We start from the raw sequence: 23,263 nt of genomic DNA, 5'->3' as shown, positions 1-23,263 counted from the left end.
TCGATGCACGATCCATCGGCAGGATACCCGACCGCATCTCGTAACGAGCGTCTACGGCTTCGTCCAAACCCACTGCGTCACCGGCATGGCGGTCCGCCACCCATGGAGATGACCGACCGGGTCGGCATGAGCGATCGACAGGCGCTTCAAGCGTCCGCCATGGCGAGCGAAGGCCGCCAAAAGGACCGCTTCGCCTTCCAGGGTTACGACGTTGGCGACGAGCCGGCCGCCTGTTGCCAGTGCGTCGATGGCGAGATCGAGCACGCCCGGACGCGTGATGCCGCCACCGATGAAGATCGCGTCGGGCCGGTCGAGCCCCCTCATGGCGGCGGGCGCTTCGCCTTCGACCACGCGCAGATCCGGCACGCCGAGGCGCGCGGCATTCCGTGCGATCCGTAAGGCACGGCTCGGATTCGCCTCGATGGCGAGGGAGCGCAGGCTCGGATGGCGCAGCATCCACTCGATGGAGATGGAGCCTGCTCCCGCGCCGATATCCCACAGCAACTGCCCGGCGCGGGGGCGCAGGGCGGCCAGCGTCACGGCACGGATGTCGGCCTTGGTGAGTTGCCCATCATGCTCGAACCAGGAATCGTCGAGGCCGGCGCTTAACGCCATGACCCGCGCATCGGCATCGGCGACCACGTCCACCGCCAGAGTATTGAGCGGATCGATGTCGGTCAGCGCGAAGGCATCGGCCTTTGCCTCGTGCCGGCGCTCGCGCGGCCCCCCCATGGCTTCGAGGATGGTGAGGAGCGAGCCCCCGAAGCCGCGATCCGTCAGCAGGGTGGCGACGGCTTCCGGCGTGGTCCCGTCCCAGGTCAAGACGAGGAGCCGAGCACCGGGCTGGAGATGGGGAACGATCCGCTCCAGCGCCCGCCCGTGCAGAGTGAGGCACACGGTTTCGGCCAGCGGCCAGCCGAGTCGCGCCGCCGCGAGGCTGAACGCCGAAGGGTGCGGGAACACCCGCATCTCGGCAGCCGGCAGCAGCCGGGCGATCTCGGCGCCGATGCCGTAATGGAACGGGTCGCCGGTGGCGAGAATGCAGGTCGGCTGGCCGCGCCGGGCCAGAAGGCCGGGATAGGCATCCGAGATCGGGCGCGGCCAGACCCGAACGTCCGCATTCACCGGTGCGGCAAGGGCGATGTGCCGGCTGCCGCCATAGACCATTCCCGCCTCGTCGAGGGCGGCGATGGCAGCGGGGCTGAGGCCGGCGCGGCCGTCTTCGCCGATCCCGACGATGGTGAGCCAGGGTGATAGGCTCGACAGGGCGTCGTCGCTCATGGAGAAGGCTCCGTCTCCGAACGATGACCGGTGAACCGACGACGATGAGACTTCTGATCCTCGGTGGTACCAGCGAGGCGAGCGCCCTGGTGAAGGCGCTCGATGCACGGATCGATGCGATCCTGTCGCTCGCCGGACGCACCAGCGCGCCCAAGCGCGAGCCGGTGCGCACCCGCATCGGCGGATTTGGCGGCAGCGAAGGACTCGCGGCCTGGATCACCGATCACCGCATCGAGGCCGTGATCGACGCGACGCATCCGTTCGCCGCGCGGATCAGCGGCAATGCGGCGCTGGCCTGCCAACGCGCCGCGGTCCCGCTCCTGGCCGTCCGCCGTCCGCCTTGGGAGCGGTGTGAGGGAGATCGCTGGACCGAGGTCGATACCATGGCGGAGGCTGCGCTCACTCTCGGCCCCGCGCCCCGGCGCGTGTTCCTGACGATCGGCCGCCTTGAGGTCGGGGCCTTCTCGGTTGCTCCGCAGCACGATTACGTTGTCCGCGCCATCGAGCCGATCGGCGATGCCCTGTCGGTTCCCCGCCTCACGGAAATCGCGGCGCGCGGGCCATTCGACGAGGCCGCGGAGGCGGCGTTCCTCGCCGAGCGACGGATCGAGGTTCTCGTGAGCAAGAATTCCGGCGGCGGGGCCACCTATGGCAAGATCGCAGCGGCCCGTGCGGCCGGACTGCCGGTGATCATCCTGAGGCCGCCGGCCAAGCCGGACGTGGCCAGCGTGCCGGATGCTGCGGGAGCACTGGCGTGGTTGAGCACACGCCTGGATCCTTGCCGTTCCTCCTAGCACCTCGAGATACCCGCGAGGCGGGCGTCGCCGGGTGAGGCGATCGGGTTGGGTCGAGGGCGGCAGCAGGCGGCCCATTCTTACGCCGGCACGCTGCGCGGGGTGTAGACGAAGGGCGGTGCGTCCTCGCCACGTGCGATCAGGCGAGTGGCCGAGGCGCCGATGATCACCATCGTCGCCATGTCGGCCGTCGTCTCCCGTGCCTGTGCCAGGGTGAGGATGCGGATCGCCTCGTCCGGCCGCGAGACGGCGCGAGCGAAGACGACCGGTGTCTCGGGTGAGCGGTATTCGGCGGCGAGGCCGAGCGCGGCGCCGAGCTGCCACGGCCGGGCCGAAGAGATCGGGTTGTAGAGCGAGATCACGAAATCCGCGCGCAGCACCGCGTCCAGCCGGGCGGTGATGACCTCCCACGGCTTGAGATTGTCGGACAGGGACATCGCGCAGAAATCGCCGCCGAGCGGAGCACCCAGGCGAGCGGCGGCCGCCAGCATCGCGGTGATGCCGGGCTCGACGGTGATGGCGAGATGACGCCATGCCGGATCGCCGTTCTCGACGGCCTCGAAGATCGCCGCCGCCATGGCGAAGACGCCGGGATCGCCCCCCGACACTACCGCGACCCTGCGGCCGGAGGCGGCGAGCTTGAGGGCGTGGCCTGCACGGTCGATCTCGACGCGGTTATCGGTGGCGTGCTTGGTCAGCCCCGGCCGGTCTGGAACGCGGGCGACGTAGGGAATGTAGCCGATGAGGTCCTGCGCCTGCGCCAGGGCTTCGCTCGCCGCCTGAGTGAGCAGGCGCGGATCGCCCGGCCCGAGGCCGACGACCGTCACGGAGCCGGTCACGGACGGCGCCCTTCGCCGGGCACCAGGACCATGGAGAAGTAGGGGGCCTCGTCGTCGGGCTTCTCGGCCAGTGCGATCACCTTCTCGCCGGCCATCGTGCCGCGCTCGACATAGACGGCACGGTCGAGAAGGCCGGTTTCGGCCAGTGCCTGACGGACCTTCGGCAGATGGCGGCCGAGCTTCATGATGACGGCGGCGTCGGTGATGCGCAGCCGCTCGACCAGGGCGTCATGACCAAGGGTCGCCGGCAGGATCGTCAGAACGTCATCGCCCCAGGTGATCGGGGTGCCGGCCCTCGTCCAGCAGCCGGACATTCCCGTCACGCCGGGCACCACTTCCACCGGGAAGCGGTCCTTCAGGCGGCGCCAGAGGTGCATGAAGGATCCATAGAAGAACGGATCGCCCTCCGACAGGATCGCCACGTCGCGCCCGGCGTCGAGATGGTCTGCGATCTGCGCCGCCGCGTCCTCGTAGAAGGCTGCCAGCGCCGAGACGTACTCGCCGTGCTCGGGCGGCAATTCCGTGGTGTAGGGATAAACCAGCGGCATTTCGCGGGCGGGATCGCGCATCACCGCGTCGGCGATGGTGCGGGAATTGCCGCGACGCCCCTTCTTGCAGAAATGCACCAGGACCGGTGCCTCCGCGAGAAGCTTCATGGCGCGAACGGTGAGATAATCCGGGTCGCCCGGTCCCATTCCGACGCCGTAGAGCGTGCCGGTGGTGACTGTCCGGGGAATGTCGGTGAACTCCGTCAAATCGGCGGGGCGAGGCCGCTCGTTCGAATCCATCACTCGATCTCGTTGGCGAGGGCGTTGATCGCCGAGGCGGTCATGGCGCTGCCGCCGCGGCGGCCGTGGACGACGATGAAGGGTATACGCCCGTCGCGAGCGAGCGCCTCCTTCGATTCAGCGGCACCGACGAATCCGACAGGGATTCCGATGACGGCAGCCGGCGGGGCCACGCCCTCGTCCAGCAGTTCGAGCAGCCGGAACAGAGCGGTCGGTGCATTGCCGACGGCAACGATGCTGCCGGGAAGATGCTCGCGCCAGAGTTCCATCGCGGCGGCCGTGCGGGTGGTGCCCATCTCTGCGGCGAGCCCTGGCACGCGCGGATCGGTCAGGGTGCAGATCACCCGGTTGTCGGCTGGCAGGCGGGAGCGGGTGACACCGTCGGCGACCATTCGGACGTCGCACAGGATCGGTGCGCCGGCCTTCAGCGCGGCCTCGCCGCTGGCGGCGAAGTCCTCGGAGGCCTCGACGTCCTTCGGCAGGTCGGTCATGCCACAGGCATGGATCATCCGTACGACGACGCGCTCGGCGGTGCCGTTGAAGCGAGTGAGGTCGGCCTCGGCGCGGATCATGGCGAAGGAGCGGGCGTAGATCGCCTGGCCGTCGCGCAGATAGTCGAGGCGCGAACTCATGTCTGTGTCCTGAAAGCGTGTGCGAGGGCGTCGAGCCGGGGGTATTCGGCACTCCTTACGCGGTCCAGCGCCGCGTCGAAAGTGAGGAGCGTCGTCGGCAACGCATCGGGCCGTCCGTCGAGGACGATGCCGTAGTACCCATCGCGTCCGACGAGGGTGAGCGAGGCGGCACCCGGATGCGCGCAGCCTTTGGAACAGCCCGAAACATGGGCCGACAAGCCTCTTGCCGCGAGGGGCTCGAAAACAGCAGCCAGCCGCGCTGCGTCGACGAGCGTCGATGTCGAGCCGGAACCGCAGGCCGGCGCGCCGGGGCAGGCGGCCACTGCGCGTCTCGGATCGTCGGGCTCGGTGATGAAGAGGTCGGCGAGGGCATCTCGGGCTGAGCGAAGGGCGGTTTCATCGGCCGCGAGGATGGCAAATCCGCGGGTCGGCGAGAGATGGATCTCGCTGTCCATGGCCTCCGCTTGATCCGCGAGCCTGTCGAGGGCGTCCGCCGTGCAGCGCCCGAAGGGCGTGTCGAGGAGGAGAGCGGTCCTGCCATCGGCCAATGGCGAGATGCCGGCAGGCCGCAACGGTGAGAGCGGTGGCATCGAACGGGAGCGAAGGCCGAGGGAGGCTGCCAGATCGCCCGTGTGAAGGTCGCGCATCCGCCGTTGACCGCTTGCCGCCAGAATGCGCAGAGCGGCACCGACGATCACCGGAAGCCGCTCCACCTCGATGTCGCCGTGCCAGTCCGAACCGGCAAAGGCCACGGCGAAGCGATCAGGCGCCACGACGACGAGCCGGATATCCGGCTCTGTTCCCCAAAAATCCCCAGCGCGTTCCGGCTGTCCACGAACGGGCAAGGTCGCGACGGCTTCGATCGTCACGACGGCTTTCGCCGGCAGGTGGGGGATGCCCACGCCGATCTGTTCGACCGCGTGCGCGAGGGCGATCACATCCCGTCCGGACAATGGTGCCGTCAGTGTCAGTCGCTGTGGACCGCCATCGTTGCGGACATCGCCCAGACCGGCCACATCGAGCAGCGCCGCGAGCTTCGGACCGGTCTCCTCGGACACACCCCTGACCTGCAGGTTGGCCCGCGCGGTCACATCGATATGGCCGTTCCCGTACCGGCGCGCACCTGTCGCTACCGTCCGTGCCTGGGTGGGCGAGATCACGCCGAGTGGTGGGTGGATGCGGGCCAGCAGCCCGTCTCCGGTCGGCATCGGGCGGGCCAGACTAGGGCACCAGCCCCGACGCGCGGGCTCCGGCGAGACCCGGCGCGGGGCGTTCATTCGGCCGCCTCCGGCATCAGCTCGTCGGCGGCGATGGCGTTGCGGCGGGTGGTCCAGAGGCCGCGACGGCGCGCCTCGTCGAACCGCTCCAGGATGGCACGGGCCGCATCCGCATTGGCGGCGCGCAGAGCATCGAACGTGTCGAGATCGGCGATCATCGCGCCGTAGAGCCGATCGAGATCCGCATCGGAGACCGCGTCCGTGGTCGCGGCGAGAACGAAGACGGCGTCGACCCCCTGCGCCAGCTCCTGTGCGCCGCGATAGCCGTGGCGGAGCTGGGCGGCGATCCAGCGCGGGTTCGAGAGCTTGGCGCCGATGAGGCGGGCGGCATCTTCGCGGGCCGTGCGGGCCTTCGGTTTCTCCGGGTCGGCCACGTCGAGACTGTAGAGGATGGGCGCGCGTCCAACGAGGGCGGCAGCGGCGGAGAACCCGCCCATCGCTTCCACCGCGGCGTCGCCGTCGAGGAGGTCGCGCTCCGCCACATCGAAGGCGTGGACATAGGCGTCCGCCTGGGTGACGCGCTCGGCGAAGCCGGAATCCGCCACGTCCTGCGCGCCGCCATAGGCATGCGACGTCGCCTCGAGATAGGCCCGTCCGAGATCGTCCCGGCTCTTCCAGGCTCCGTCGAGGGCGACTTCGCCGGCACCCGCGCCGTAGCGGCCCGGCGCAGCGCCGTAGACGCGGGAAGAGGCCTCGCCACGGCGGCGCGCGGCGGCGAGCGGGTTCTCGTCGTCCTCTTCGTCGCGTTCGCCGACGGCCGATGCCGCGCGGGCGAGGAGCGACAGGGTCTCGGGAAAGGTATCGCGAAACGCGCCGGAGACGCGCAGGGTCACGTCTATCCTCGGCCGGTCGAGGAGCGCCAACGGCAGCACCTCGAAGCCGGTGACGCGGGTCGAGGCATGGTCCCAGGTCGGGCGCACGCCCATGAGAGCGAGGGCGTGCGCCACGTCCTCGCCGCCCGTGCGAAGCGTTGGCGAGGCCCAGAGATCCATGACGATGCGGGCCGGATACTCGCCCTCGTCCTGCAGGTAGCGCCTCACCACCGCGTCGGCGGCCTTGGCCCCGAGCAAAGTGGCGGCCCGCGTCGGCAGGCTGCGCGGATCGAGGGTGGTGAGGTTGCGCCCCGTAGGCATCACATCCGTCCGCCCGCGCGAGGGCGAGCCGGCGGGGCCGGGCGGAACGAAACGACCGTCGAGGGCGGCGAGCAATCCCGCACGCTCGGCCGCCGCGCAGGCCCTCACGCTGTCGGGTGCCTCGTCCGCCGCCTCGCCGAACACGTGGAGGCCGTCGCGAGTCGTCACCTCGCCGAGGTCGCACAGATGCGCGTCGAGGGCCGTGAGCGCATCGGCCATGGGGGTGTCCGCGTCGATTCCGGCACCGCCGAGCAGGCCAGCATCGCGCGCATCGTCGAGGATCGCCTGGGCGATGATCGCGGCGCGGCGCGGATCGAGGACGCTGGCCGAGGAATATTCCTCCACGAGTTCGCGCAGCCGCGCGGCTGCCGGGGTCAGCCCGGCGCATTCGGTCTGCGGCGTCAGATGTCCCAGCGCAATGCCACCGAGGCGCCGCTTTACCGGGGCCGCCTCACCGGGATCATCGACGATGAACGGATAGATGACGGGCAGATGCCCGATCGCCCGTGCGGGCCAGCATGCCGGTGACAGGGCCACCGCCTTGCCCGGCAGCCATTCCGTCGTGCCATGGGTCCCGAGGTGGATCAGGGCGTCGAAGCGCTCTCGCAATCCGAGATGAAAGGCGAGATAGGCATGGGTCGGCGGCTCGTCCGGGTCGTGATACCCCGCCTTCCGGTCGGCCGCCCGGCCGCGATCGGGCTGAAGGAAGACGGCGAGACGCCCTCCCTTGTCGCCATCTGCAACGCCGTCCCGAGGTGGTTCGTGCGAGGCAGGCGTGGCCAGAACCATCGGGAAGCGGAACGCGCCCGTGACGCAGACAGGATCGGCCTCGGGCTTGCCCCATCGCTGCTCCAGCGTCTCGCGTTCGTCCTGCGCGAGCGTGGCGAGCCACTGCTGATAGACGTCGAGCGGCACTGCGAAAGTCGGACTGTCCTTCGTCAGCATGCGCATCAGCGCATCGGGGCCTGGAAGCGTTCCGAGGGAATAACCGGCGTCACCCAACGTCTCGGCGATCACCCCCGCGCTTGCCGGCGTGTCGAGCCCCACGGCGAATCCGGCCCTGCCGCCGCGGGCGGGATAGTCGGACAGGACCAGGGCGATGCGGCGCGCGGCGCGCGGCCGGTGCTTGAGGGCGATCCAGGCCGCGGCCCGGTCGGCCAGGGCGGCGATCCCGGCGGTGAACGGCACGGCACGGCGCTCGCTGAACCCGTCGATCTCCGGCCCGTCCTCCTTGAACGAAATCGGGAAGCCCGACAGCCGCCCGTCGAATTCGGGAAGGGCCACTTGCATGGCGAGGTCGGCGGCGTTCATTCCCCGAGCCGAGCCATCCCAGGCATCCTGGGATGCGCCGATCGTGAAGGCCTGAAGGATGGGCGCGTCGGCGGCGTCGAGGACGAAGGCGGCATCCTCCCGCGCCGAGAAGGCAGTGGCCGCGATGATGATGTCGGGCCTGCGCGCCGCGATGACCGCCTGTACGGGTTCCAGTGCGAGCGGGTCCTTGAGGCTCGCCACGGCGACCGTCGCGGCGCCGATCCCACGCTGCTCGAGGGCGGCGATGAGGTCCGCCACCGGCCGGGTGTCACCGCCAAGCACGGCCGAGCGATAGACCAGGATCAGGACGAGGGGACGGCCCGCCCCCGCCGCGGAAAGGGCGGTCTCGTGCGCAACCGGGCCGCAGGTCGGGCACCAGGCAAAACCGCGTGGCAGCGCAAGCGGCGGCGGCGCCTCGACACGATATCCGATCTCGAGAGAAAGCCGCCGGATCATCCGGCGCAGGTTGTCGACCCCTCCCGCCCGGCAATAGCCCTCCAGAATCTCCACCAGTTCGGGTGAGGCCGTCGAATAAGCCGTGAGCCGTGGATCGGGCTTGTCGCAGCCCGGGATCACGGCGAGCGTCACGCCGTTGGCGCGGGCGCTGGCTGCCGCGCGTTCGATGCCGTAGCGCCAGTAATCGAGGCCGCCGAGGCAGCGGATGACCACGATCTTCGAGCGCGCGATTACACCGTCCACGTAGAGATCGACGGACATCGGGTGACGCAGCCGCGCCAGCTTGGCGAGGCGGAGAGTCGGAAACTCGGCCCCGCCCCCGGCCGCATCCCGCTCCGCCGCATAGGCGCTCGCCATGCCGGACAGGTCCGAATCCGTGAAGGACAGGAACACGATGTCGCCGGGCGCCTGGCCCAGATCGATGGCGGCCTCGCCCTCGTCGAGACTGACCGTGTCGACGCGGATCAGATGCATGAGCGGCGCCCCGTCATGGCTGCGCCTCGGTCAACGGCTTGCCGATTCTGGCGCGTCGGCGACGGCGAAGGCGCCACAGCGCGCGGATCAGGAACACCGCGATCATCACCAGCGGCAGCCACGGCAGGCTGGCGATGGCGAAGCGCAGGGCCGATCCCGCACTGGCGCCGAAGGTCTGGCCCGCCTGAGCCCAGGCTTCCTCGACGGGGGCGAAAGGCCCGGCGCGAGCCTGGTCGGATTGCAGGGCGACGGACACGATCTCGGTGTCGACGCGCTGGTTCAGCCCGCGCTGCTTGGCCTCGATCTCCTCGATCTGCGATTGGACCTGCGCCAGTTCCTGGGCGATGCGGATCAGGTCCTCCGCGCGCGGATCGGGCTTGGCGGCGAGTTCGTCGAGGCGGCCGCGATAGGCGGTGAGCTGCGCCAACCGACGCCCGCCATCCTCGATGGCGGTGGTGAGGTCGTCGGCACGGGTCGACTGCCGCCGCAGCACGACATCGCCCGCCGCCTCGCCGGGAAGAGGGGCTGTGACGAAGGCGATGTAGGGCGCGACCGATTCATGCGGCAGCCGGACCTGGACCTGCGCCTGTGGTCGACCTGAGGGGCGTGGGCCGTCATCGATCGACGAGGCGACGAGGACGCAGCTCAAGGCGGCGTCCTTCAGACACCTGTCTCGCGCCGCCTCAAAATGCGCCGAGACCCGCTCCGGCGGCAAGCCGATGGTCAGATCGTGGGTATAGGCGAGCTTCGCATCGGTCTTCTGAGCGACCGGATTGAGGCGTGCCATCGTACGGGATTCAGAGGCGCCAGATTCCGGATTGCGGGGGCGCGAATCGGCGCAGCCGCCGATTGTGGCGAGGCACGCCAGTCCGAACGCGGCCAGGACGCTTCGACGCCCGCCATTCAGGACCTGTCGGACCATCCGGGCCGCCAACAGGCTCACCCCGCCAGGGCGGATGCCACCGCCCCCTGGTCGAAACCCTTCAAGCCGATCACGACGAGCCGGCCGTCACGATTCTCGGTGCCGCGCCAGGGGCGGTCGTAGTGATGGGCGATACGGGCGCCGACGCCCTGGACGACGAGTCGCATCGGCTTGCCGGTGACTTCGGCGAAGCCCTTGATGCGCAAGACGCCCGCGGTCTCGGCGGCACGGGCCACGCGGGCGGCCAGATCCTCGGCGCTCACGGTTGCCGGCACGGCGATGGCCACCGAGTCGAAATCGTCGTGGTCGTGGTCCTCGCCCTCGCCGTGATGGGAGGGGCGAGCGTCGAGATCGTCCTCGGCGGCGGCGCCGAGCCCGAGAATCACGCGCGGATCGAGGCGGCCGTGGTCGGATTCGACCATCTTCACCGCGCGGGGAAGCTGGCGCTCCACCTCGGCGCGGACCTTGGCCTTGCCGGCTTCATCGAGGAGGTCGGCCTTGTTCATCACGACGAGGTCGGCGCAGAGGAGCTGGTCCTCGAACACTTCCTCCAGCGGATTGTCGTGGTCGACGCTGGCATCGTCGGCGCGCTGAGCGGCCAGGGCCGCCGGGTCGTCGGCGAAGAAGCCGGCGGCGACGGCCGGTCCGTCGATCACGGCGATGACACCGTCCACCGTCACCCGCGAGCGGATCGCCGGCCAGTGGAAGGCCTGGACCAGGGGCTTCGGCAGGGCGAGGCCGGACGTCTCGATGAGGATGTGCTCGGGCGGGTCGGCCCGGTCGAGGAGCTTGTTGAGAGCCGGCACGAAATCGTCGGCCACGGTGCAGCAGATGCAGCCATTGGCGAGCTCGACGATGTCCTCGTCCTGGCAACCCTCGATGCCGCAGGCGGCGAGGAACGAGCCGTCGAAGCCGATATCCCCGAACTCGTTGACGATGATGGCCAGGCGCCGTCCGCCGGCATTCTCGACGAGGTGGCGGACGAGGGTGGTCTTACCGGCCCCGAGGAAGCCGGTGATGATGGTGCAGGGGATCTTCTCGACGATGCTCATTCGGCGGCGTCCGGAATTCTGTCCGCGCGGGGCGGAGGAAACGGGGGAATGCGGGCGACGACGCCTTTGCGGAACGCGTCCGGCCGCGCCTTCCAGGGCACGATACCGTCCGGTGTGGCCGCATACAGGCCGATGCCCGCGAGGATGGTCTTCGCGGATTCGATCGGGTCGAGGTCGCCGTAGACATAGGTCCAGCGACCTTCGGACGCCACGGCGACGGTACAGGGGCGCTTGCAGACCGAGAGGCATTCGACGCTCTCGACCGTGACGCCATCGGTGCCGGCCTCGGCCACCGCGTCCCGCAGCGCGGAGACGAGGCGGGCACCGGCGCGGGGCTCGGATGTATCGCCGGCCGTGCGGCAGGTGGCGCAGACATAGAGCACGACGGGACCGTCCGCCGGCAAAACCCCGTCGCGCATTTCTTCGTCAGGCATGCTTTCGTCAGGCATGGGACGACGCCGGGCTCTTGCGCCCGACGCTGTTCCAGGCCCAGCCGAAGGCGAGGCCGATCACCGCCCAGAACACGAAGGCGATGCCCAGCGAGCGCGCGGCGAATTGCGCCGCGTAGCCGGGCGGCAGGGCGGAGGCGGTGTGGCTCGTCTCGGGCGCCCCGGCGAGATGAGGTGCCACGAGCAGGACGATGCCGCCCGCGATGGCGATGGAGGAGCGCCGGATCGCGATGAGGTAGAGCCCCATGCCGGTCGCCGCCGCCGTCATGATCCACCAGAACTGGCGTTCGGCGAGCGGTGCCGCCTCCATGCCCGGAAGCTCCGGCGGCAAGCCCAGGGCCGGGGCGAGGGCCACGGCGAGGAAACCGGCGATGGCGAAGCGCAGGCCCGTCTCTGGGCTCGGCTCGCGGCCGCAGGCCAGAAGCACCGCACCGAGGAGGAGCGCGTAGCCGACGCCGCCGACGAGGGTCGCCAGGGCGGTGAAGGCCATGCGCGGCAGGCCGGGTGCGGGCTGCCAGGCCGGAGCGACCTCGCCGCCTTCGACGCCCTCGGTCTTGCCGCCATGCTCGTGGCTCGAATGAACCGGCACGATGAGGGAAGCCGGAGACGCGCCGCGCGGTATCCATTGCGCGGCCGGCGCCGTGGCCTCGCCGCTCTCGTAGCGCTCGGCCGCGATGATCAGCGGCGAGGTGAGGGCGAGCTGAAGCCCCGTCGCGACGACAGCCGCGAGGAAGCCGGCGACCAGGGCCGCCGACACGAGTCGGATGATCATGGGGTCAGGTCCTGCCTGAGCGCGAGGCGGTCAGTGGCAGGGAAAGTTCTGGGCGTGCCGGAAGTCGTGAGCGGCGTTGTGCAGCGCCATCGCGGGGGCGAAACCGGCCATGAACACGAGGCCGAGGCCCAGGAAGGCGGCCATGAGCACGGCGCCGAGGCGCTCGTTGGTGCGGGTGCCGGTGAGAACGAGGGTGTTCGTGTTCATCGTGTCAGGTCTCCAGCCGCCCCGCCGGCGGCATTCGAGGATAGAGCGGGAGGACGATCGGTCCCCTTCGGATGGCAGGTCTCCTGGCTCGCGGGTCGTCCGGTCCTGCCGCCTTCCCGGATTGCTCCAGTGGCCGATGGCAGGTCCGTCTCCGCTCACAGTTGCGGGGGCAGCTGCGGTTTCAGGGCTCGACGCCTCTCACCGCATTCCCTTTTCACCCCGTTTCCGGGGCACCGTCCGAACCTCGCTTCTACGCGCTCGCGCCAGCGCTGACAACGCGTCGCCCCGGCGTTTTACCGGCTTTGACCACGCAGCGTGATTTCGGGCTAAAGGGAGCCATGCGGCAGCTTTCCCCCCGGATGACCCTGGTGCTCGGCGGTGCGCGGTCGGGCAAGAGCCTGCATGCCGAGCGCATGATCGAATCCTGTCCCGCGCCCTGGCTCTACCTCGCCACGGCGCAGGCCTGGGACGACGAGATGCGGGAGCGTATCGCCCTCCACCGCGAGCGGCGCCCGCCCGAATGGATCACGCGGGACGTGCCGATCGATCTGGCGCAGGCCATCGCCGCTTCGGACGGGCCGGTCCTGGTCGATTGTCTCACCCTCTGGCTCACCAACCTGATCCTGTCCGAGGCCGATGTAGAGGCGGCGAGTGCCGCCCTGATCGAAGCCTGCGAGCGGGCACCGGGACCCGTGGTGCTGGTCGGCAACGAGGTCGGGCTCGGCATCGTGCCGGACAACGCACTGGCTCGTCGCTTCCGCGATGCCGCCGGCCGCCTGCACCAGCGCCTCGCCGCGCGCGCCGACCATGTCGTGTTCATGGTGGCGGGACTGCCGATGATCGTGAAACCCCAACCCGGAGCAGCCGCATGAGCGACGCAGAGGCCGACCGCCACCGCGAGAAGATGGAGAAGCGCAAGGCCGTCCAGGACGCCGAAGTCGCGGGCAAGACGATCGAGAAGGGGCTTCTCATCGTCAATACCGGCCCCGGCAAGGGCAAGACCACCGCCGGTCTCGGCCTCCTCCTGCGGGCTTTGGGCCATGGCTGGCGGGTCGGCGTGGTCCAGTTCATCAAGGGCGCCTGGGATACCGGCGAGAAGCACGCGCTCCAGGCCTTCGGCGACCGGATCGAGTGGCATACGTTGGGCGAAGGCTTCACCTGGGAGACGCAGGACAAGACCCGTGACATCGCCGCCGCCGAGCATGCCTGGGCCAAGGCCGAGGAGCTGATGGCCGATCCGACCATCCGCCTCGTTCTCCTCGACGAACTCAACATCGCCCTGCGCTACGATTACCTGCCCATCGACGCAGTGGTGGCCGCCTTCCGTGCGCGGCGTCCAGACCTCCACGTCATCGTCACGGGCCGCAACGCCAAGCCCGCCCTGATCGAGGCCGCCGATCTCGTCACCGAGATGGGAAGCGTCAAGCACCACTTCTCCGCCGGCGTGAAGGCGCAGGAGGGAATCGAGTTCTGAGGGGATGATGTCTCTCGACTCCGGTGGAGGGAGATCATCGTCCGATTGATCGCGCGCGTGAAATCTGCGCTCCTCGTCGCTCTGCAACCGGAAGGTGTGAACATGGTCCGCTGGCTTCCGATCCTGTGTATGGCGGCCCTGGTGTCACCCGCGAGCGCGGCTCCGCTCTGTGGGTACGAGGCGTCCTCCATCGATCGGATCGTCGGCGACATCACCCGCGCGGGCGGTCGCGTGGTGCTGGACACCGCCGACTTCATCGCCGCGGAGGAACCGCGCCGCATGATCCTCTGGACCTTCGCCAAACCGAAATCCGGTCAGTTTCCGGCCTTCATCTGCCGCCAGGTTGTTCAGACGGGGGATCGGATCGACGTCCAGTTGAGGGCCGTCTGCAACGGTGCGAAGCCGGAATGCGACGCCCTGATTGCCAGCGTGCTCGATCAGCAGCAGAAGGCGACCCAGCATCTTCGTCCCTGATGGATGGCATCCGCGATCCGGCGCGGCGCCCTCCACGAGAAACGCGATGGGAAAGATCAGCGCCACGGCGCCTCGCTCGAGCTCGGAGGCTGCGATGCCACATCCTGCGACGGACGGCCCTGGAAGGCATCGAAACATGTTGTGTCCCGCTTCGGCTGCGCGCCTGTTTCGCGCGCTCGCATCCGCGCCGATCCTCCTCCTGAGCCTGGCGACGATGGCGTCCGCGCAGCCCGCTGCCGCCTGGCCCGACACCTATCTCGGGCGGGTCGAGGCGCTGGCGGTGATCGAGGGGTTGAACGCCCGCCTCCTGGCGAGCCGCAGCGCCACGGCGACCCTGGAGGGCTGGTGCGGTGAACACGGCATGGCGGAGACGCCGCGCCTCGCGGCGACGCTCCTGCGCGATGTCGATACGCCCGCATCCGACGAAACGCGCCGGCGGCTCCAGGCCGGGCCGGACACCGTTCTGAAATATCGCAGGGTCCGGCTCGCCTGTGGCGACCACGTCCTGTCGGAGGCCGACAACTGGTACCTGCCCGAGCGGCTGACGCCGGAGATGAACCGCCTCCTCGAGACCACCGAGACGCCGTTTGGCCGGGCCGTCCAGGCGCTCGGAACGACGCGCCAGACCGTCGGTGCCGAATTCCTGTGGCAGCCTCTGCCGCCGGGATGGGACCAGGCGCCTCCATCCGGCCCGACCTGCGGGGCTCTCGCGATTCCCGATCGCCTGTTCAGCCATCGCGCGGTTCTGTTCACGGCGCAGCGGCTGCCGTTCTCGGAGGTGGTGGAGACGTACCGCTCGGCGATCCTCGATTTCCGGCGGGCCGCCCGGCCCGTCGATCCGGCCTGTGCCGCGCCGTCGCGGCCGTGAGACCGGCATGCTAGGGCCAGCGAACGCCCTTCCTTCCGCCGGAACCGATCCGACCGCATGACCGCACGCGCCTTCATGATCCAGGGGACCGGCTCGGATGTCGGCAAGTCGCTGATCGTGGCGGGCCTGTGCCGGGCCTTCGCCCATCGCGGGCTCAGGGTGCGCCCGTTCAAGCCGCAGAACATGTCGAACAACGCCGCCGTCACCGCCGATGGCGGCGAGATCGGCCGCGCCCAGGCGCTGCAGGCGCGGGCCTGCCGGGTGGCGCCTTCGATCCACATGAACCCGGTCCTGCTGAAGCCCCAGAGCGAGACCGGCTCGCAGGTGGTGGTCCAGGGCCGCATGGTCGGCACCGCGAAAGCCAGGGATTACCAGGCCTGGAAGCCGCGCCTGCTGGCCTCCGTGCTGGAAAGTTTCGACCATCTGAAGTGCGAGGCCGATCTCGTCATCGTCGAGGGGGCGGGCTCGGCCTCCGAGGTCAACCTGCGCCGGGGCGACATCGCCAATATGGGTTTCGCCCGCGCCACCGACACGCCGGTGATCCTGCTCGGCGACATCGACCGGGGCGGCGTCATCGCCAGCCTCGTCGGCACGAAGGCGGTGATCGACGCCGAGGATGCGGCGATGATCGCCGGGTTCCTCGTCAACCGCTTCCGGGGCGATCCTACACTGTTCGCGGATGGCATGGCGATGATCGCCGAGGCCACCGGCTGGCCGTCCCTGGGCCTCGTGCCGCACTTTCCGGAGGCCGCGCGCCTGCCGGCCGAGGATGCGCTCGGTCTCGCCGGTTCCGCGTCCTCCGCCCGGACCCGGATCCGCATCGCGGTGCCGGTGCTGCCGCGCATCGCCAATTTCGATGATCTCGATCCGTTGAGGGCCGAGCCGGAAGTGGAGGTGGTGCTGGTCCGGCCGGGCGAGGCGATTCCCGGCGACGTCGCCCTCGTCCTGCTTCCTGGCTCGAAGACCACGATCGACGATCTCGACGCCCTGCGCCGCGAGGGCTGGGACGTGGATATCCGCGCGCATCTGCGCCGGGGCGGCCATGTCCTCGGGCTCTGCGGCGGCTACCAGATGCTCGGCCGCGGCTTGAGCGATCCGCACGGGATCGAGGGCGAGCCGCGCAATGTCGCCGGGCTCGGATTGCTCGATGTCGAGACGGTGATGACGCCGCTGAAGCGTCTCGAGGCGGTGAGCGGCCGGACGGTGGCCGACGACCTGCCGTTCAGCGGCTACGAGATGCATGTGGGCGACACCTCCGGTCCCGATGCCGCGAGACCGCTGCTGCACTTCGCCGACGGACGGGCGGACGGCGCCGTCTCGCGGGACGGGCGGGTCTGCGGCACCTATGTCCACGGCCTCTTCGCCGATGACCGCCAGCGGGCCGCCTGGCTCGCGCGTTTGGGGGCCGCCTCGGACGGCCATTCCTACGAGGGCGAGGTCGAGCGCGTCCTCGATGCGCTCGCGCGACACATCGAGACCCATGTCGATTGCGACCGCCTGCTCAAGCTGGCGCGATAGCCGTCCGTCGGCTTAGGCTCGCCCGGCCAGGCTCCCGTCCGAGGGGCGAGCTTCGAGGAAACACCCGATGACGCCGCCGCCACCAGAGGTCGATGCGCGCCTCGCGCATGACACGGTCAGGACCGTGACGCTGCGGCTGATGCCGCTCCTCGGGCTGATGTACCTGATCGCCTATATCGACCGGCAGAACATCTCCTACGCCAAGCTCCAGATGGTCGGCGACCTGTCGCTCAGCGAGAGTGCCTACGGGCTCGGGGCGTCGCTGTTCTTCCTCGGCTATTTCCTTTTCGAAGTGCCCTCCAACGTCATCATGGAGCGCGTCGGGGCGCGGCGTTGGTTCGCCCGGATCATGCTGACCTGGGGCATCATCACCATCCTGCTCGGCTTTACCCAGAACACGGCGATGTTCTACGCCCTGCGCTTCCTGCTCGGCGTCGCGGAAGCGGGGTTCTTCCCCGGCGTGCTGTTCGCGCTGACCCTGTGGTTCCCGCAATCGCACCGGGCCCGCATGATCGGCTGGTTCATGATCGCGAGCGCGCTCGCCAACGCGGTCGGCGCGGCCATCGGCGGCGCGCTGCTCGATCTCGACGGGCTGCTCGGCCTCAAGGGCTGGCAATGGGTCTTTGTGGCGACCGGTATTCCGGCCCTGATCCTCGCCTTCGTGGTATTGCGCATCCTGCCCGACGGGCCGGAGCGGGCGCCCTGGCTCTCCCGGGAGGGCCGCGATTGGCTCGCCCGCACCCTCGCCTTCGAACGTGAGACCGGAGGTCAGGTCGAGCACGGCAACCCCTTCGCCGCGCTCCTCGACCGGCGGGTCTGGATGCTGGCCTCGGTCTACATCGCCTTCCCGCTGGCGGCCTACGGCCTGAGCTACTGGCTGCCGACCGTGGTGCGCAGCTTCGAGGTCTCGAACACCGTCAACGGTGTCATCAACATCATCCCCTGGCTGATCACCGCCTTCGCCCTGTGGTGGGTGCCGCGTCGCGCGGCCCGTTCCGGCGATCAGGTCTGGCACGTGGTGGTGCCGGGCCTCGTCGCGGCCCTCGCCCTGGTGCTCAGCGTCGTGCTGCCGGGGGCGGTGCTGAAATTCGCCTGCCTCTGCGTGGCGGCGGCGGGCGTGTTCTCGGCCCAGCCGGTATTCTGGTCCCTGCCCGCGACCTTCCTGAAGGGCGCGAGCGCCGCCGCCGGCATCGCCGCGATCAATTCGGTCGGCAATCTCGGCGGCTTCATCTCGCAGAACGCGGTGCCGTTCATCCGCGATCGGACCGGCAGCGACCTCGTCCCGATGTACTTCCTCGCCGCCTGCCTCGCCTGCGGGGCGAGCCTGATGTTCGTGGTGCTGTCGGCCCTGCGCCGGGACGCCGCGCGACGGAGCGTCCCGGCGCCGACCGTCGCCCCGCGCCCCGCCTGACCGGTGGATCGTTACGGCAGCTTGTATTCGAGCGGTCCGCCATCCTTCACGCTGTCGAACATCACCAGGATGCGCTTGTCGCCCAGCACTGCGACGCCCTCCGCCTTGGCGCCCGCCTCCGCCCCGGTGAGGCGTCCGATCGATTCGAGCTTCGCGTCGACGGACGCGCCGGCCGCGAACAGGCTGTAGGGCACGTCGGTCTGGCCCTGCGCCGGTCCGGTGAGGACGAGCAGCCGCCCGTCGGGCAGGATGGCGAGATCGCGGATGCCGGCCCCGCGCCCGACCGAGAGGGGGATCACCTGCGGAGCCGCTTTGAGGGGCGCGTGGCCCTCGCCGAACAGCGCATCGACATCCGCCTCCACGATGAAGGTCCTGCCGTCGCGGGACGGGGCGCGCAGGCCGGCGAACAGCCGCTTCCCATCGACGGCGACACCCTCGATGTTGAGCCCGTTCGGCGCCGCGTCGCCGCCCTCGGTCTGCAGATCCTGGGTGTAGTAGGCGCTCACGGCCTCCGCCGCGCCGAGGGCGTCGCCGAGGCGGTAGGTCGTCTCCACGGCGTCCGGCCCCACCGGGTCGCCCTTCGCATCGACGCGGATGCGGGCCAGCACGAAGGTGGAGAGCTTGAACTTCGCCTTGCCGCGCGAGCAGCCATGCGAGCCGACCACGTAGAAGTACGGGGCGGCGTAAGCGACGCCCTCGCCGTCGAGATCGTCGAACTTGCCCTCGCCGCCGGAGCAGCCGTTCTTCGAGGGCGGCGTGCCGAGCGTGTTCGGGTTCGGTCCCCCGCCGACGAGGTCGATATCGGCGCCGGGCGTGATCGTGTGCCCGTCGATGCTGATGAACTGCGCGCCGGTATTCTCGTCGTTGACCACGAGGCAGCGCCGCTTGCCGTCCCTCGGCGGCATGCAGGCGATGCCGCTGACGTCCTTGGCCGGCTTGCCGTTCTTGCCGCTCAGGCCCGAGGTCACCGTGTAGGGCGGATCGATCGGCACGAGGTCGGGCACCGTGCCGGCGGCGAAGGCCTGCGAGGCGGCGACTCCCGGCAGGAGCAGGATCGCCAGAAAACCAATCCGAATCATCGCCCGCTCGTCCCTTCGACTGTCAGTGACCGAAATTATATCAGAACAACCTTGAGTATAAGGGCGCCGAGGGTGACGAGCCCGAACAGCAGCGCGCAGGCGATGCGATACAGCGCCAGTGCCCGCTCCACGTCCCGAGGGCCGGCCTCGGCCCGGCCGTCGCCCATCCAGCCATCGTCCACGAACTCGGTGCCGTACCGGCGCGGCCCCGCCAGCCTCAGGCCGAGCGCTCCCGCCATCGCCGCCTCGGGCCAGCCGGCATTGGGCGAGCGATGTTTCCCCGCATCGCGCCGGACGGCACGACACGCCCCCGCCGCCGAGGCGCCGGGATGGAGGAGGGAGGCCGCCACGATCAGTACCGCCGAGAGCCGCGAGGCCGGCAGGTTGACGAGGTCGTCGAGGCGGGCCGAGGCCCAGCCGTAGGCGTTGTGACGGGGCGTGCGGTGGCCGATCATGCTGTCGGCGGTGTTGATGGCCTTGTAGAGCGCGCCTCCCGGCAACCCGCCGATCCCGATCCAGAAGGCGGGGGCGACGATGCCGTCGGAGAAGTTCTCCGACAGGCTCTCGATGGCGGCGCGGCAGATGCCGGCCTCGTCGAGGCTCTCGGGATTGCGCCCGACGATCATCGAGACCTCGCGTCGTCCGCCCGCCAGCCCCTCGGCACGCAGGGCGGAGGCGACACGGCTCACGTGATCGTGGAGGCTGCGCTGGGCCGGCAGGGACGCGCAGGCGAGACCGAGCAGGAGCAATGCCGGCAGAGGGCCGGCCGTGGCGGCCAGAGCCGTCGCCCCGATGGAAACCGAGCCGACCGTCACCAGCAGGACGAGGAGACCGACGGTCCCGGCCGCGCGTCGTCGTCCTTCGCCGCCCGTATTCAACGCTCCCTCGAGCCCGCCGATCGCCCGGCCGATCCAGGTGACAGGATGGCCCAGCGCCCTGTAGAGCCGGTCCGGATAGCCGGCCGCCGCCTCGATCGCGAGGGCGAGGCCCAGCACGACGAGCGTATCCGGCGGATGGGAAAGAACGGTCCAGGTCATCGGTTCGAGGAGCGGGTCCAGGCTGGTGTGTCGAAACGTGACGGAGGCGCGATGAGCGGGAGCGAGGAGGCGGGCGAGCGGGTTGGGCCGATCGCCCATGGCGGCGATCTCGATGCCGCCGCGGCTCTGTTCCCGCATGCCGAGCAGCCCTGGATCGACCTCTCCACCGGGATCAATCCAGTCCCGTATCCCTGTCCGCCGCTGGAGGCCAGCGCGTTCCGGCGGCTTCCGTCCCGTGCCGACCTGCAATCCCTGCGCGCCGCCGCCGCCGAGGCCTATGGCGTCGCCGATCCGGATCGCGTGGTGGCGGCGCCCGGTACGCAGATCCTCATCGAGACGCTGCCGCGCCTGAGGCCGCTGTCGCGGGTGGCCGTGGTCGCGCCGACCTATGGCGAGCACGAGGCCGCCTGGCTCCGGGGCGGCCACGCGGTGACGATGGTCTCCGATGTGGAGGCGGCCGAGGGGGCGGAGGTCGTCGTCGTCGTCAACCCGAACAATCCCGATGGCCGGACCTGGGCACCAGCCCGGCTTCTCGACCTCGCGGCCGGACTTGCCGCGCGCGGAGGCTGGCTCGTCGTCGACGAGGCCTTCATCGATCTCGAGCCGGCCGAGTCGCTCGCGCCGCGCCCGATGCCCGGACTGGTGGTGCTGCGCTCCTTCGGCAAGACCTATGGGCTCGCTGGCATCCGCCTCGGCTTCGCCGTCACCGACCCGGCGCTCGCCCAGCGGATCGGTGAGGCTCTGGGGCCCTGGGCGGTGCCGGGGCCGGCCATCGCCATCGGCCGCGCGGCCTTGGCCGACATGCCCTGGCTGCGCGAGGCCGCGCTCGCCCGCCACGCCGATGCGATGCGCCTCGACCGCCTGCTGGCCTGTCGGGGAGGGCGCGTCGTCGGCGGCACCTGCCTGTTCCGCACCGCCGCATTCGACGATGCGCCCGGCCTGTTCCGACGCCTCGGAGCGGCCGGGATCTATGTCCGCCGGTTCGAGGCCGATCCGCGCTGGCTGCGCTTCGGCCTGCCGGCGGACAAGGGCGAGTGGTGCCGCCTGTCCCGCGTGCTCAAACCCGCCTGATCAGACGGGTCCGGCGACGGGCGTCCGGCCCGAGCGGTCGAGGATCGACACGAGAAGGCCCGCGCCCGAGAGCAGGGCGCCGACCGCGCAGACGCCGGGCCATCCCGCCATCAGGAAGGCCTGTGAGCCCGCGAAGGCGCCGAGCGCCCCGAACACGAACATCACCGTGAACAGCACGGTGTTGATCCGCCCTCTTGCGCCGGGGACGAGGGCATAGGCCCTGGTCTGGTTGGCGATGAGCGCGCCGTTGAGGCCGATATCGATGAGGAGCACGCCGATCCCCACCGCGATCAGCGAGACCGCGCCGCCGAGCCACAGAACCAGGAACGAGGCGAGGACCAGGGCGCCGCCGGTGACGACCACGGGCCGCGCGCCTTTCCTGTCGGTGTAGCGCCCCGAAAGCGGGGCGACGAAGGCGCCGCAGACCCCGATCACCCCGAACAGGCCGGCCCCCGCCGAGGTCAGATCGAAGGGCGGGGCCTCCACCAGCAGGGCCAGCGTCGCCCAGAACGCGTTGAAGCTGGCGAACAGCAATCCCTGGGACAGGCTGGCATTGCGCAGGATCGGCTGCGTCTTCACCAGATACAGGATCGACAGCATCAGCGCGCGGTAGCGCAGCGGCTTGGTCTGCTTCGTCTTCGGCAGGGTCGCGGCTGCCACGGCGGCGATGGCCAGAGCCACGAAGGCCGCGGCGAAGAACACGGCGCGCCAGCCGAAATGCGCCCCGACGAAGCCGCTCACCGTCCGGGCCAGGAGGATGCCGGTGAGGAGCCCGGTCATCACCTGCCCGACGATCCGGCCGCGGCTCTCGTCCGGCGCGAGCTCGGCGGCGAAGGGCACCGCCTGCTGGGCGGCCGAGGACAGGAACCCGATGAACAGGCAGGCGACCGTCAGGCATGCGAGGTTCGGCGACAGGGCGGCACCGAGCAGGGCCACGCTCAGGCCGATGAGCTGCGCCACGATGAGCGTCCGCCTCGGCCAGGCATCGCCCAGGGGAACGAGGCCGAGGATGCCGAGGCCGTAGCCCACGAGACACGCGGTCGGGACGAAGAGGGCCGCGCGGGCGCCGAACTCGTTCACCAGGACCGCCAGGAGCGGCTGGTTGTAGTAGATGTTCGCGACGGCGCCGCCTGCGATCAGTGTGAGGCCGAAACGCGCCCTGGCGGTGAAGCCGTGGCCCGGATCCGTGGCGGGAGCGCCGCTCACGCGCGCACCGAACGGTCGCGGCTCGTCGCGCCAAGCCCATGGCCAAGCTCTTGGCCAAGCGTAGAGATTGTCGTCATCCGGTGGGGCTTGTCCGTGGGCGGCGGGAGGGGCACCCGCTCCGGTTAGGGGCGGCGGCGCGCCTGGGCAACCCGCGCGGGCGGGAAAGGGTCCCGTGCCCGAAAACGGCGCGCGGCCTCGGGTCCCCCCGGCCCGCAACCTTTTATCGGATGCGGCGATCCCCATATACGGATCGTTACCGGACAAAGTCTTGGTGCGTCGCGTGCCGCAGAGTCCCTCTTGGCAACAGCCAAGTCCTTCTGCCACAGTCTCGACTGTCGAGACGAGTCGTTCCCAGGTCCGGTCAACAGAATCGCGTATCGACAACGGAGTTTGGAATGCCGAATTACCGCGTCAGTTTCGCCAAGCAAATTCTCGGTGTGCCGTTCACCGTCGGATCAGTAGAGATTTCGCGGGCTCGCGATCCGCGCCGGGCTCAGCGCGCGGCGGAACTTCGTTTCGCGCGCCAGCACGGTGTCGAAGATTGGCGGGAACGGGCGGATCACGTTGCCGTGGAATCCGCTCAAGCGTGAATCGCCGGCCGCTGTCTTGGCAGCCCATCCCGCTGAAACTGCGGCATGTTCTCCCTTGCAAAGCTCTGGCCCTTCGTCGCCCCGCATCATAGACTGAGGCCCGTGCCCGCCGCGTTCCGCGAGGCCGGCCGCTTCCGGTGCGGGTGAC

23 protein-coding genes and 1 riboswitch are annotated in these 23,263 nt (G+C 70.0%); of the genes, 9 read left to right on the top strand and 14 right to left on the bottom strand.

Going from position 1 to position 23,263, the window contains the following annotated elements; translation table 11 throughout:
• Positions 1-51 precede the first annotated feature (51 nt).
• Positions 52-1,281, bottom strand: coding sequence for a precorrin-6y C5,15-methyltransferase (decarboxylating) subunit CbiE (cbiE, locus tag A3OK_RS0114435; RefSeq protein WP_019905598.1), 1,230 nt, complete (start codon positions 1,279-1,281; stop codon positions 52-54).
• Between the two features lie 44 nt (positions 1,282-1,325).
• Here cbiE and A3OK_RS0114430 point away from each other — a divergent pair, with 44 nt between their 5' ends.
• Complete coding sequence (locus A3OK_RS0114430; RefSeq protein ID WP_155912025.1) at positions 1,326-2,075, top strand: cobalt-precorrin-6A reductase; 750 nt, start codon at positions 1,326-1,328, stop codon at positions 2,073-2,075.
• A gap of 80 nt (positions 2,076-2,155) precedes the next feature.
• On the opposite strand, the gene cobJ is transcribed toward A3OK_RS0114430, so the two are convergent.
• The 10 genes from cobJ to A3OK_RS0114380 all read right to left on the bottom strand — a co-directional run bounded on the left by cobJ (position 2,156) and on the right by A3OK_RS0114380 (position 12,387).
• Positions 2,156-2,914, bottom strand: a complete 759-nt coding sequence (gene cobJ / locus A3OK_RS0114425) for a precorrin-3B C(17)-methyltransferase (RefSeq protein WP_019905596.1) — start codon at positions 2,912-2,914, stop codon at positions 2,156-2,158.
• On the bottom strand, positions 2,911-3,702 hold the full coding sequence (locus tag A3OK_RS0114420; protein ID WP_019905595.1) for a precorrin-2 C(20)-methyltransferase: 792 nt from the start codon (positions 3,700-3,702) through the stop codon (positions 2,911-2,913). The genes cobJ and A3OK_RS0114420 overlap by 4 nt, the downstream gene beginning before the upstream one ends.
• The gene (locus A3OK_RS0114415; protein WP_019905594.1) at positions 3,702-4,334 is read right to left on the bottom strand and encodes a precorrin-8X methylmutase; all 633 of its coding nucleotides are present in this window, start codon (positions 4,332-4,334) and stop codon (positions 3,702-3,704) included. Before A3OK_RS0114415 ends, A3OK_RS0114420 begins: the two co-directional genes overlap by 1 nt.
• A complete protein-coding gene (locus tag A3OK_RS0114410; RefSeq protein WP_026597282.1) occupies positions 4,331-5,611 on the bottom strand; it encodes a hypothetical protein in 1,281 nt (426 codons plus the stop codon). Before A3OK_RS0114410 ends, A3OK_RS0114415 begins: the two co-directional genes overlap by 4 nt.
• A complete protein-coding gene (cobN, locus tag A3OK_RS0114405) occupies positions 5,608-8,985 on the bottom strand; it encodes a cobaltochelatase subunit CobN (protein WP_019905592.1) in 3,378 nt (1,125 codons plus the stop codon). Before cobN ends, A3OK_RS0114410 begins: the two co-directional genes overlap by 4 nt.
• Before the next feature lie 13 nt (positions 8,986-8,998).
• Complete coding sequence (locus A3OK_RS0114400) at positions 8,999-9,772, bottom strand: DUF4349 domain-containing protein (RefSeq protein ID WP_245259360.1); 774 nt, start codon at positions 9,770-9,772, stop codon at positions 8,999-9,001.
• A gap of 152 nt (positions 9,773-9,924) precedes the next feature.
• Positions 9,925-10,959 (bottom strand): cobalamin biosynthesis protein CobW, encoded by a 1,035-nt coding sequence (cobW, locus tag A3OK_RS0114395; protein ID WP_019905590.1) that lies wholly within the window; start codon positions 10,957-10,959, stop codon positions 9,925-9,927.
• Positions 10,956-11,393: a DUF1636 domain-containing protein gene (locus A3OK_RS0114390; RefSeq protein WP_155912024.1), complete on the bottom strand. Its 438-nt coding sequence runs from the start codon at positions 11,391-11,393 to the stop codon at positions 10,956-10,958. The genes cobW and A3OK_RS0114390 overlap by 4 nt, the downstream gene beginning before the upstream one ends.
• Positions 11,394-11,400: 7 nt before the next feature.
• Positions 11,401-12,180 carry a CbtA family protein gene (locus A3OK_RS0114385; protein WP_019905588.1) on the bottom strand — a complete coding sequence of 260 codons (780 nt, stop codon included), beginning with the start codon at positions 12,178-12,180 and terminating at the stop codon, positions 11,401-11,403.
• A gap of 30 nt (positions 12,181-12,210) precedes the next feature.
• Positions 12,211-12,387, bottom strand: coding sequence for a CbtB-domain containing protein (locus A3OK_RS0114380; RefSeq protein ID WP_019905587.1), 177 nt, complete (start codon positions 12,385-12,387; stop codon positions 12,211-12,213).
• A 55-nt stretch (positions 12,388-12,442) separates the two neighbouring features.
• Positions 12,443-12,640, bottom strand: a riboswitch (cobalamin riboswitch).
• 85 nt (positions 12,641-12,725) lie between these two features.
• Between A3OK_RS0114380 and cobU the strand changes: the two genes are divergently transcribed.
• The 6 genes from cobU (at position 12,726) to A3OK_RS0114350 (ending at position 18,132) form a co-directional block, all read left to right on the top strand.
• Positions 12,726-13,259, top strand: coding sequence for a bifunctional adenosylcobinamide kinase/adenosylcobinamide-phosphate guanylyltransferase (gene cobU / locus A3OK_RS0114375; protein ID WP_245259359.1), 534 nt, complete (start codon positions 12,726-12,728; stop codon positions 13,257-13,259).
• Positions 13,256-13,861, top strand: coding sequence for a cob(I)yrinic acid a,c-diamide adenosyltransferase (gene cobO / locus A3OK_RS0114370; RefSeq protein WP_019905585.1), 606 nt, complete (start codon positions 13,256-13,258; stop codon positions 13,859-13,861). Before cobU ends, cobO begins: the two co-directional genes overlap by 4 nt.
• A gap of 57 nt (positions 13,862-13,918) precedes the next feature.
• Complete coding sequence (locus A3OK_RS0114365) at positions 13,919-14,335, top strand: hypothetical protein (RefSeq protein WP_155912023.1); 417 nt, start codon at positions 13,919-13,921, stop codon at positions 14,333-14,335.
• A 136-nt stretch (positions 14,336-14,471) separates the two neighbouring features.
• Positions 14,472-15,203, top strand: a complete 732-nt coding sequence (locus A3OK_RS0114360) for a hypothetical protein (protein WP_019905583.1) — start codon at positions 14,472-14,474, stop codon at positions 15,201-15,203.
• 57 nt (positions 15,204-15,260) lie between these two features.
• Entirely contained in the window at positions 15,261-16,721 is a 1,461-nt protein-coding gene (locus A3OK_RS0114355) for a cobyric acid synthase (protein ID WP_019905582.1), read from the top strand.
• Between the two features lie 67 nt (positions 16,722-16,788).
• The gene (locus A3OK_RS0114350) at positions 16,789-18,132 is read left to right on the top strand and encodes an MFS transporter (RefSeq protein WP_019905581.1); all 1,344 of its coding nucleotides are present in this window, start codon (positions 16,789-16,791) and stop codon (positions 18,130-18,132) included.
• Between the two features lie 11 nt (positions 18,133-18,143).
• Here the strand turns inward: A3OK_RS0114350 and A3OK_RS24735 are convergent, their stop codons facing one another.
• Entirely contained in the window at positions 18,144-19,211 is a 1,068-nt protein-coding gene (locus A3OK_RS24735) for a DUF3616 domain-containing protein (RefSeq protein WP_019905580.1), read from the bottom strand.
• A gap of 35 nt (positions 19,212-19,246) precedes the next feature.
• On the bottom strand, positions 19,247-20,248 hold the full coding sequence (gene cbiB, locus A3OK_RS0114340) for an adenosylcobinamide-phosphate synthase CbiB (RefSeq protein WP_019905579.1): 1,002 nt from the start codon (positions 20,246-20,248) through the stop codon (positions 19,247-19,249).
• A gap of 51 nt (positions 20,249-20,299) precedes the next feature.
• Here cbiB and cobD point away from each other — a divergent pair, with 51 nt between their 5' ends.
• Positions 20,300-21,319 (top strand): threonine-phosphate decarboxylase CobD, encoded by a 1,020-nt coding sequence (cobD, locus tag A3OK_RS0114335; RefSeq protein WP_019905578.1) that lies wholly within the window; start codon positions 20,300-20,302, stop codon positions 21,317-21,319.
• Here cobD and A3OK_RS0114330 read toward each other — a convergent pair whose 3' ends face one another.
• Positions 21,320-22,525 carry an MFS transporter gene (locus A3OK_RS0114330; RefSeq protein ID WP_019905577.1) on the bottom strand — a complete coding sequence of 402 codons (1,206 nt, stop codon included), beginning with the start codon at positions 22,523-22,525 and terminating at the stop codon, positions 21,320-21,322. It lies immediately after the preceding gene.
• 395 nt (positions 22,526-22,920) lie between these two features.
• Between A3OK_RS0114330 and A3OK_RS24605 the strand changes: the two genes are divergently transcribed.
• The gene (locus tag A3OK_RS24605) at positions 22,921-23,115 is read left to right on the top strand and encodes a hypothetical protein (RefSeq protein WP_026597546.1); all 195 of its coding nucleotides are present in this window, start codon (positions 22,921-22,923) and stop codon (positions 23,113-23,115) included.
• The last annotated feature ends 148 nt before the right edge of the window (positions 23,116-23,263 follow it).

Origin of the sequence: Methylobacterium sp. 77, assembly GCF_000372825.1 — a bacterium.
Classification (GTDB): Bacteria; Pseudomonadota; Alphaproteobacteria; order Rhizobiales; family Beijerinckiaceae; genus Methylobacterium.
This window is presented reverse-complemented; position numbering and strand designations above follow the sequence as displayed.

Excerpts from the sequence above, each read along its gene's own strand:
- cbiE (WP_019905598.1), bottom strand. The coding sequence starts at position 1,281 with ATGAGCGACGACGCCCTGTCGAGCCTATCACCCTGGCTCACCATCGTC.
- A3OK_RS0114430 (WP_155912025.1), top strand. The coding sequence starts at position 1,326 with ATGAGACTTCTGATCCTCGGTGGTACCAGCGAGGCGAGCGCCCTGGTG.
- A3OK_RS0114420 (WP_019905595.1), bottom strand. The coding sequence starts at position 3,702 with ATGGATTCGAACGAGCGGCCTCGCCCCGCCGATTTGACGGAGTTCACC.
- A3OK_RS0114415 (WP_019905594.1), bottom strand. The coding sequence starts at position 4,334 with ATGAGTTCGCGCCTCGACTATCTGCGCGACGGCCAGGCGATCTACGCC.
- A3OK_RS0114410 (WP_026597282.1), bottom strand. The coding sequence starts at position 5,611 with ATGAACGCCCCGCGCCGGGTCTCGCCGGAGCCCGCGCGTCGGGGCTGG.
- cobN (WP_019905592.1), bottom strand. The coding sequence starts at position 8,985 with ATGCATCTGATCCGCGTCGACACGGTCAGTCTCGACGAGGGCGAGGCC.
- A3OK_RS0114400 (WP_245259360.1), bottom strand. The coding sequence starts at position 9,772 with ATGGCACGCCTCAATCCGGTCGCTCAGAAGACCGATGCGAAGCTCGCC.
- cobW (WP_019905590.1), bottom strand. The coding sequence starts at position 10,959 with ATGAGCATCGTCGAGAAGATCCCCTGCACCATCATCACCGGCTTCCTC.
- A3OK_RS0114390 (WP_155912024.1), bottom strand. The coding sequence starts at position 11,393 with ATGCCTGACGAAGAAATGCGCGACGGGGTTTTGCCGGCGGACGGTCCC.
- A3OK_RS0114385 (WP_019905588.1), bottom strand. The coding sequence starts at position 12,180 with ATGATCATCCGACTCGTGTCGGCGGCCCTGGTCGCCGGCTTCCTCGCG.
- A3OK_RS0114380 (WP_019905587.1), bottom strand. The coding sequence starts at position 12,387 with ATGAACACGAACACCCTCGTTCTCACCGGCACCCGCACCAACGAGCGC.
- cobU (WP_245259359.1), top strand. The coding sequence starts at position 12,726 with ATGCGGCAGCTTTCCCCCCGGATGACCCTGGTGCTCGGCGGTGCGCGG.
- cobO (WP_019905585.1), top strand. The coding sequence starts at position 13,256 with ATGAGCGACGCAGAGGCCGACCGCCACCGCGAGAAGATGGAGAAGCGC.
- A3OK_RS0114360 (WP_019905583.1), top strand. The coding sequence starts at position 14,472 with ATGTTGTGTCCCGCTTCGGCTGCGCGCCTGTTTCGCGCGCTCGCATCC.
- A3OK_RS0114355 (WP_019905582.1), top strand. The coding sequence starts at position 15,261 with ATGACCGCACGCGCCTTCATGATCCAGGGGACCGGCTCGGATGTCGGC.
- A3OK_RS0114350 (WP_019905581.1), top strand. The coding sequence starts at position 16,789 with ATGACGCCGCCGCCACCAGAGGTCGATGCGCGCCTCGCGCATGACACG.
- A3OK_RS24735 (WP_019905580.1), bottom strand. The coding sequence starts at position 19,211 with ATGATTCGGATTGGTTTTCTGGCGATCCTGCTCCTGCCGGGAGTCGCC.
- cbiB (WP_019905579.1), bottom strand. The coding sequence starts at position 20,248 with ATGACCTGGACCGTTCTTTCCCATCCGCCGGATACGCTCGTCGTGCTG.
- cobD (WP_019905578.1), top strand. The coding sequence starts at position 20,300 with ATGAGCGGGAGCGAGGAGGCGGGCGAGCGGGTTGGGCCGATCGCCCAT.
- A3OK_RS24605 (WP_026597546.1), top strand. The coding sequence starts at position 22,921 with ATGCCGAATTACCGCGTCAGTTTCGCCAAGCAAATTCTCGGTGTGCCG.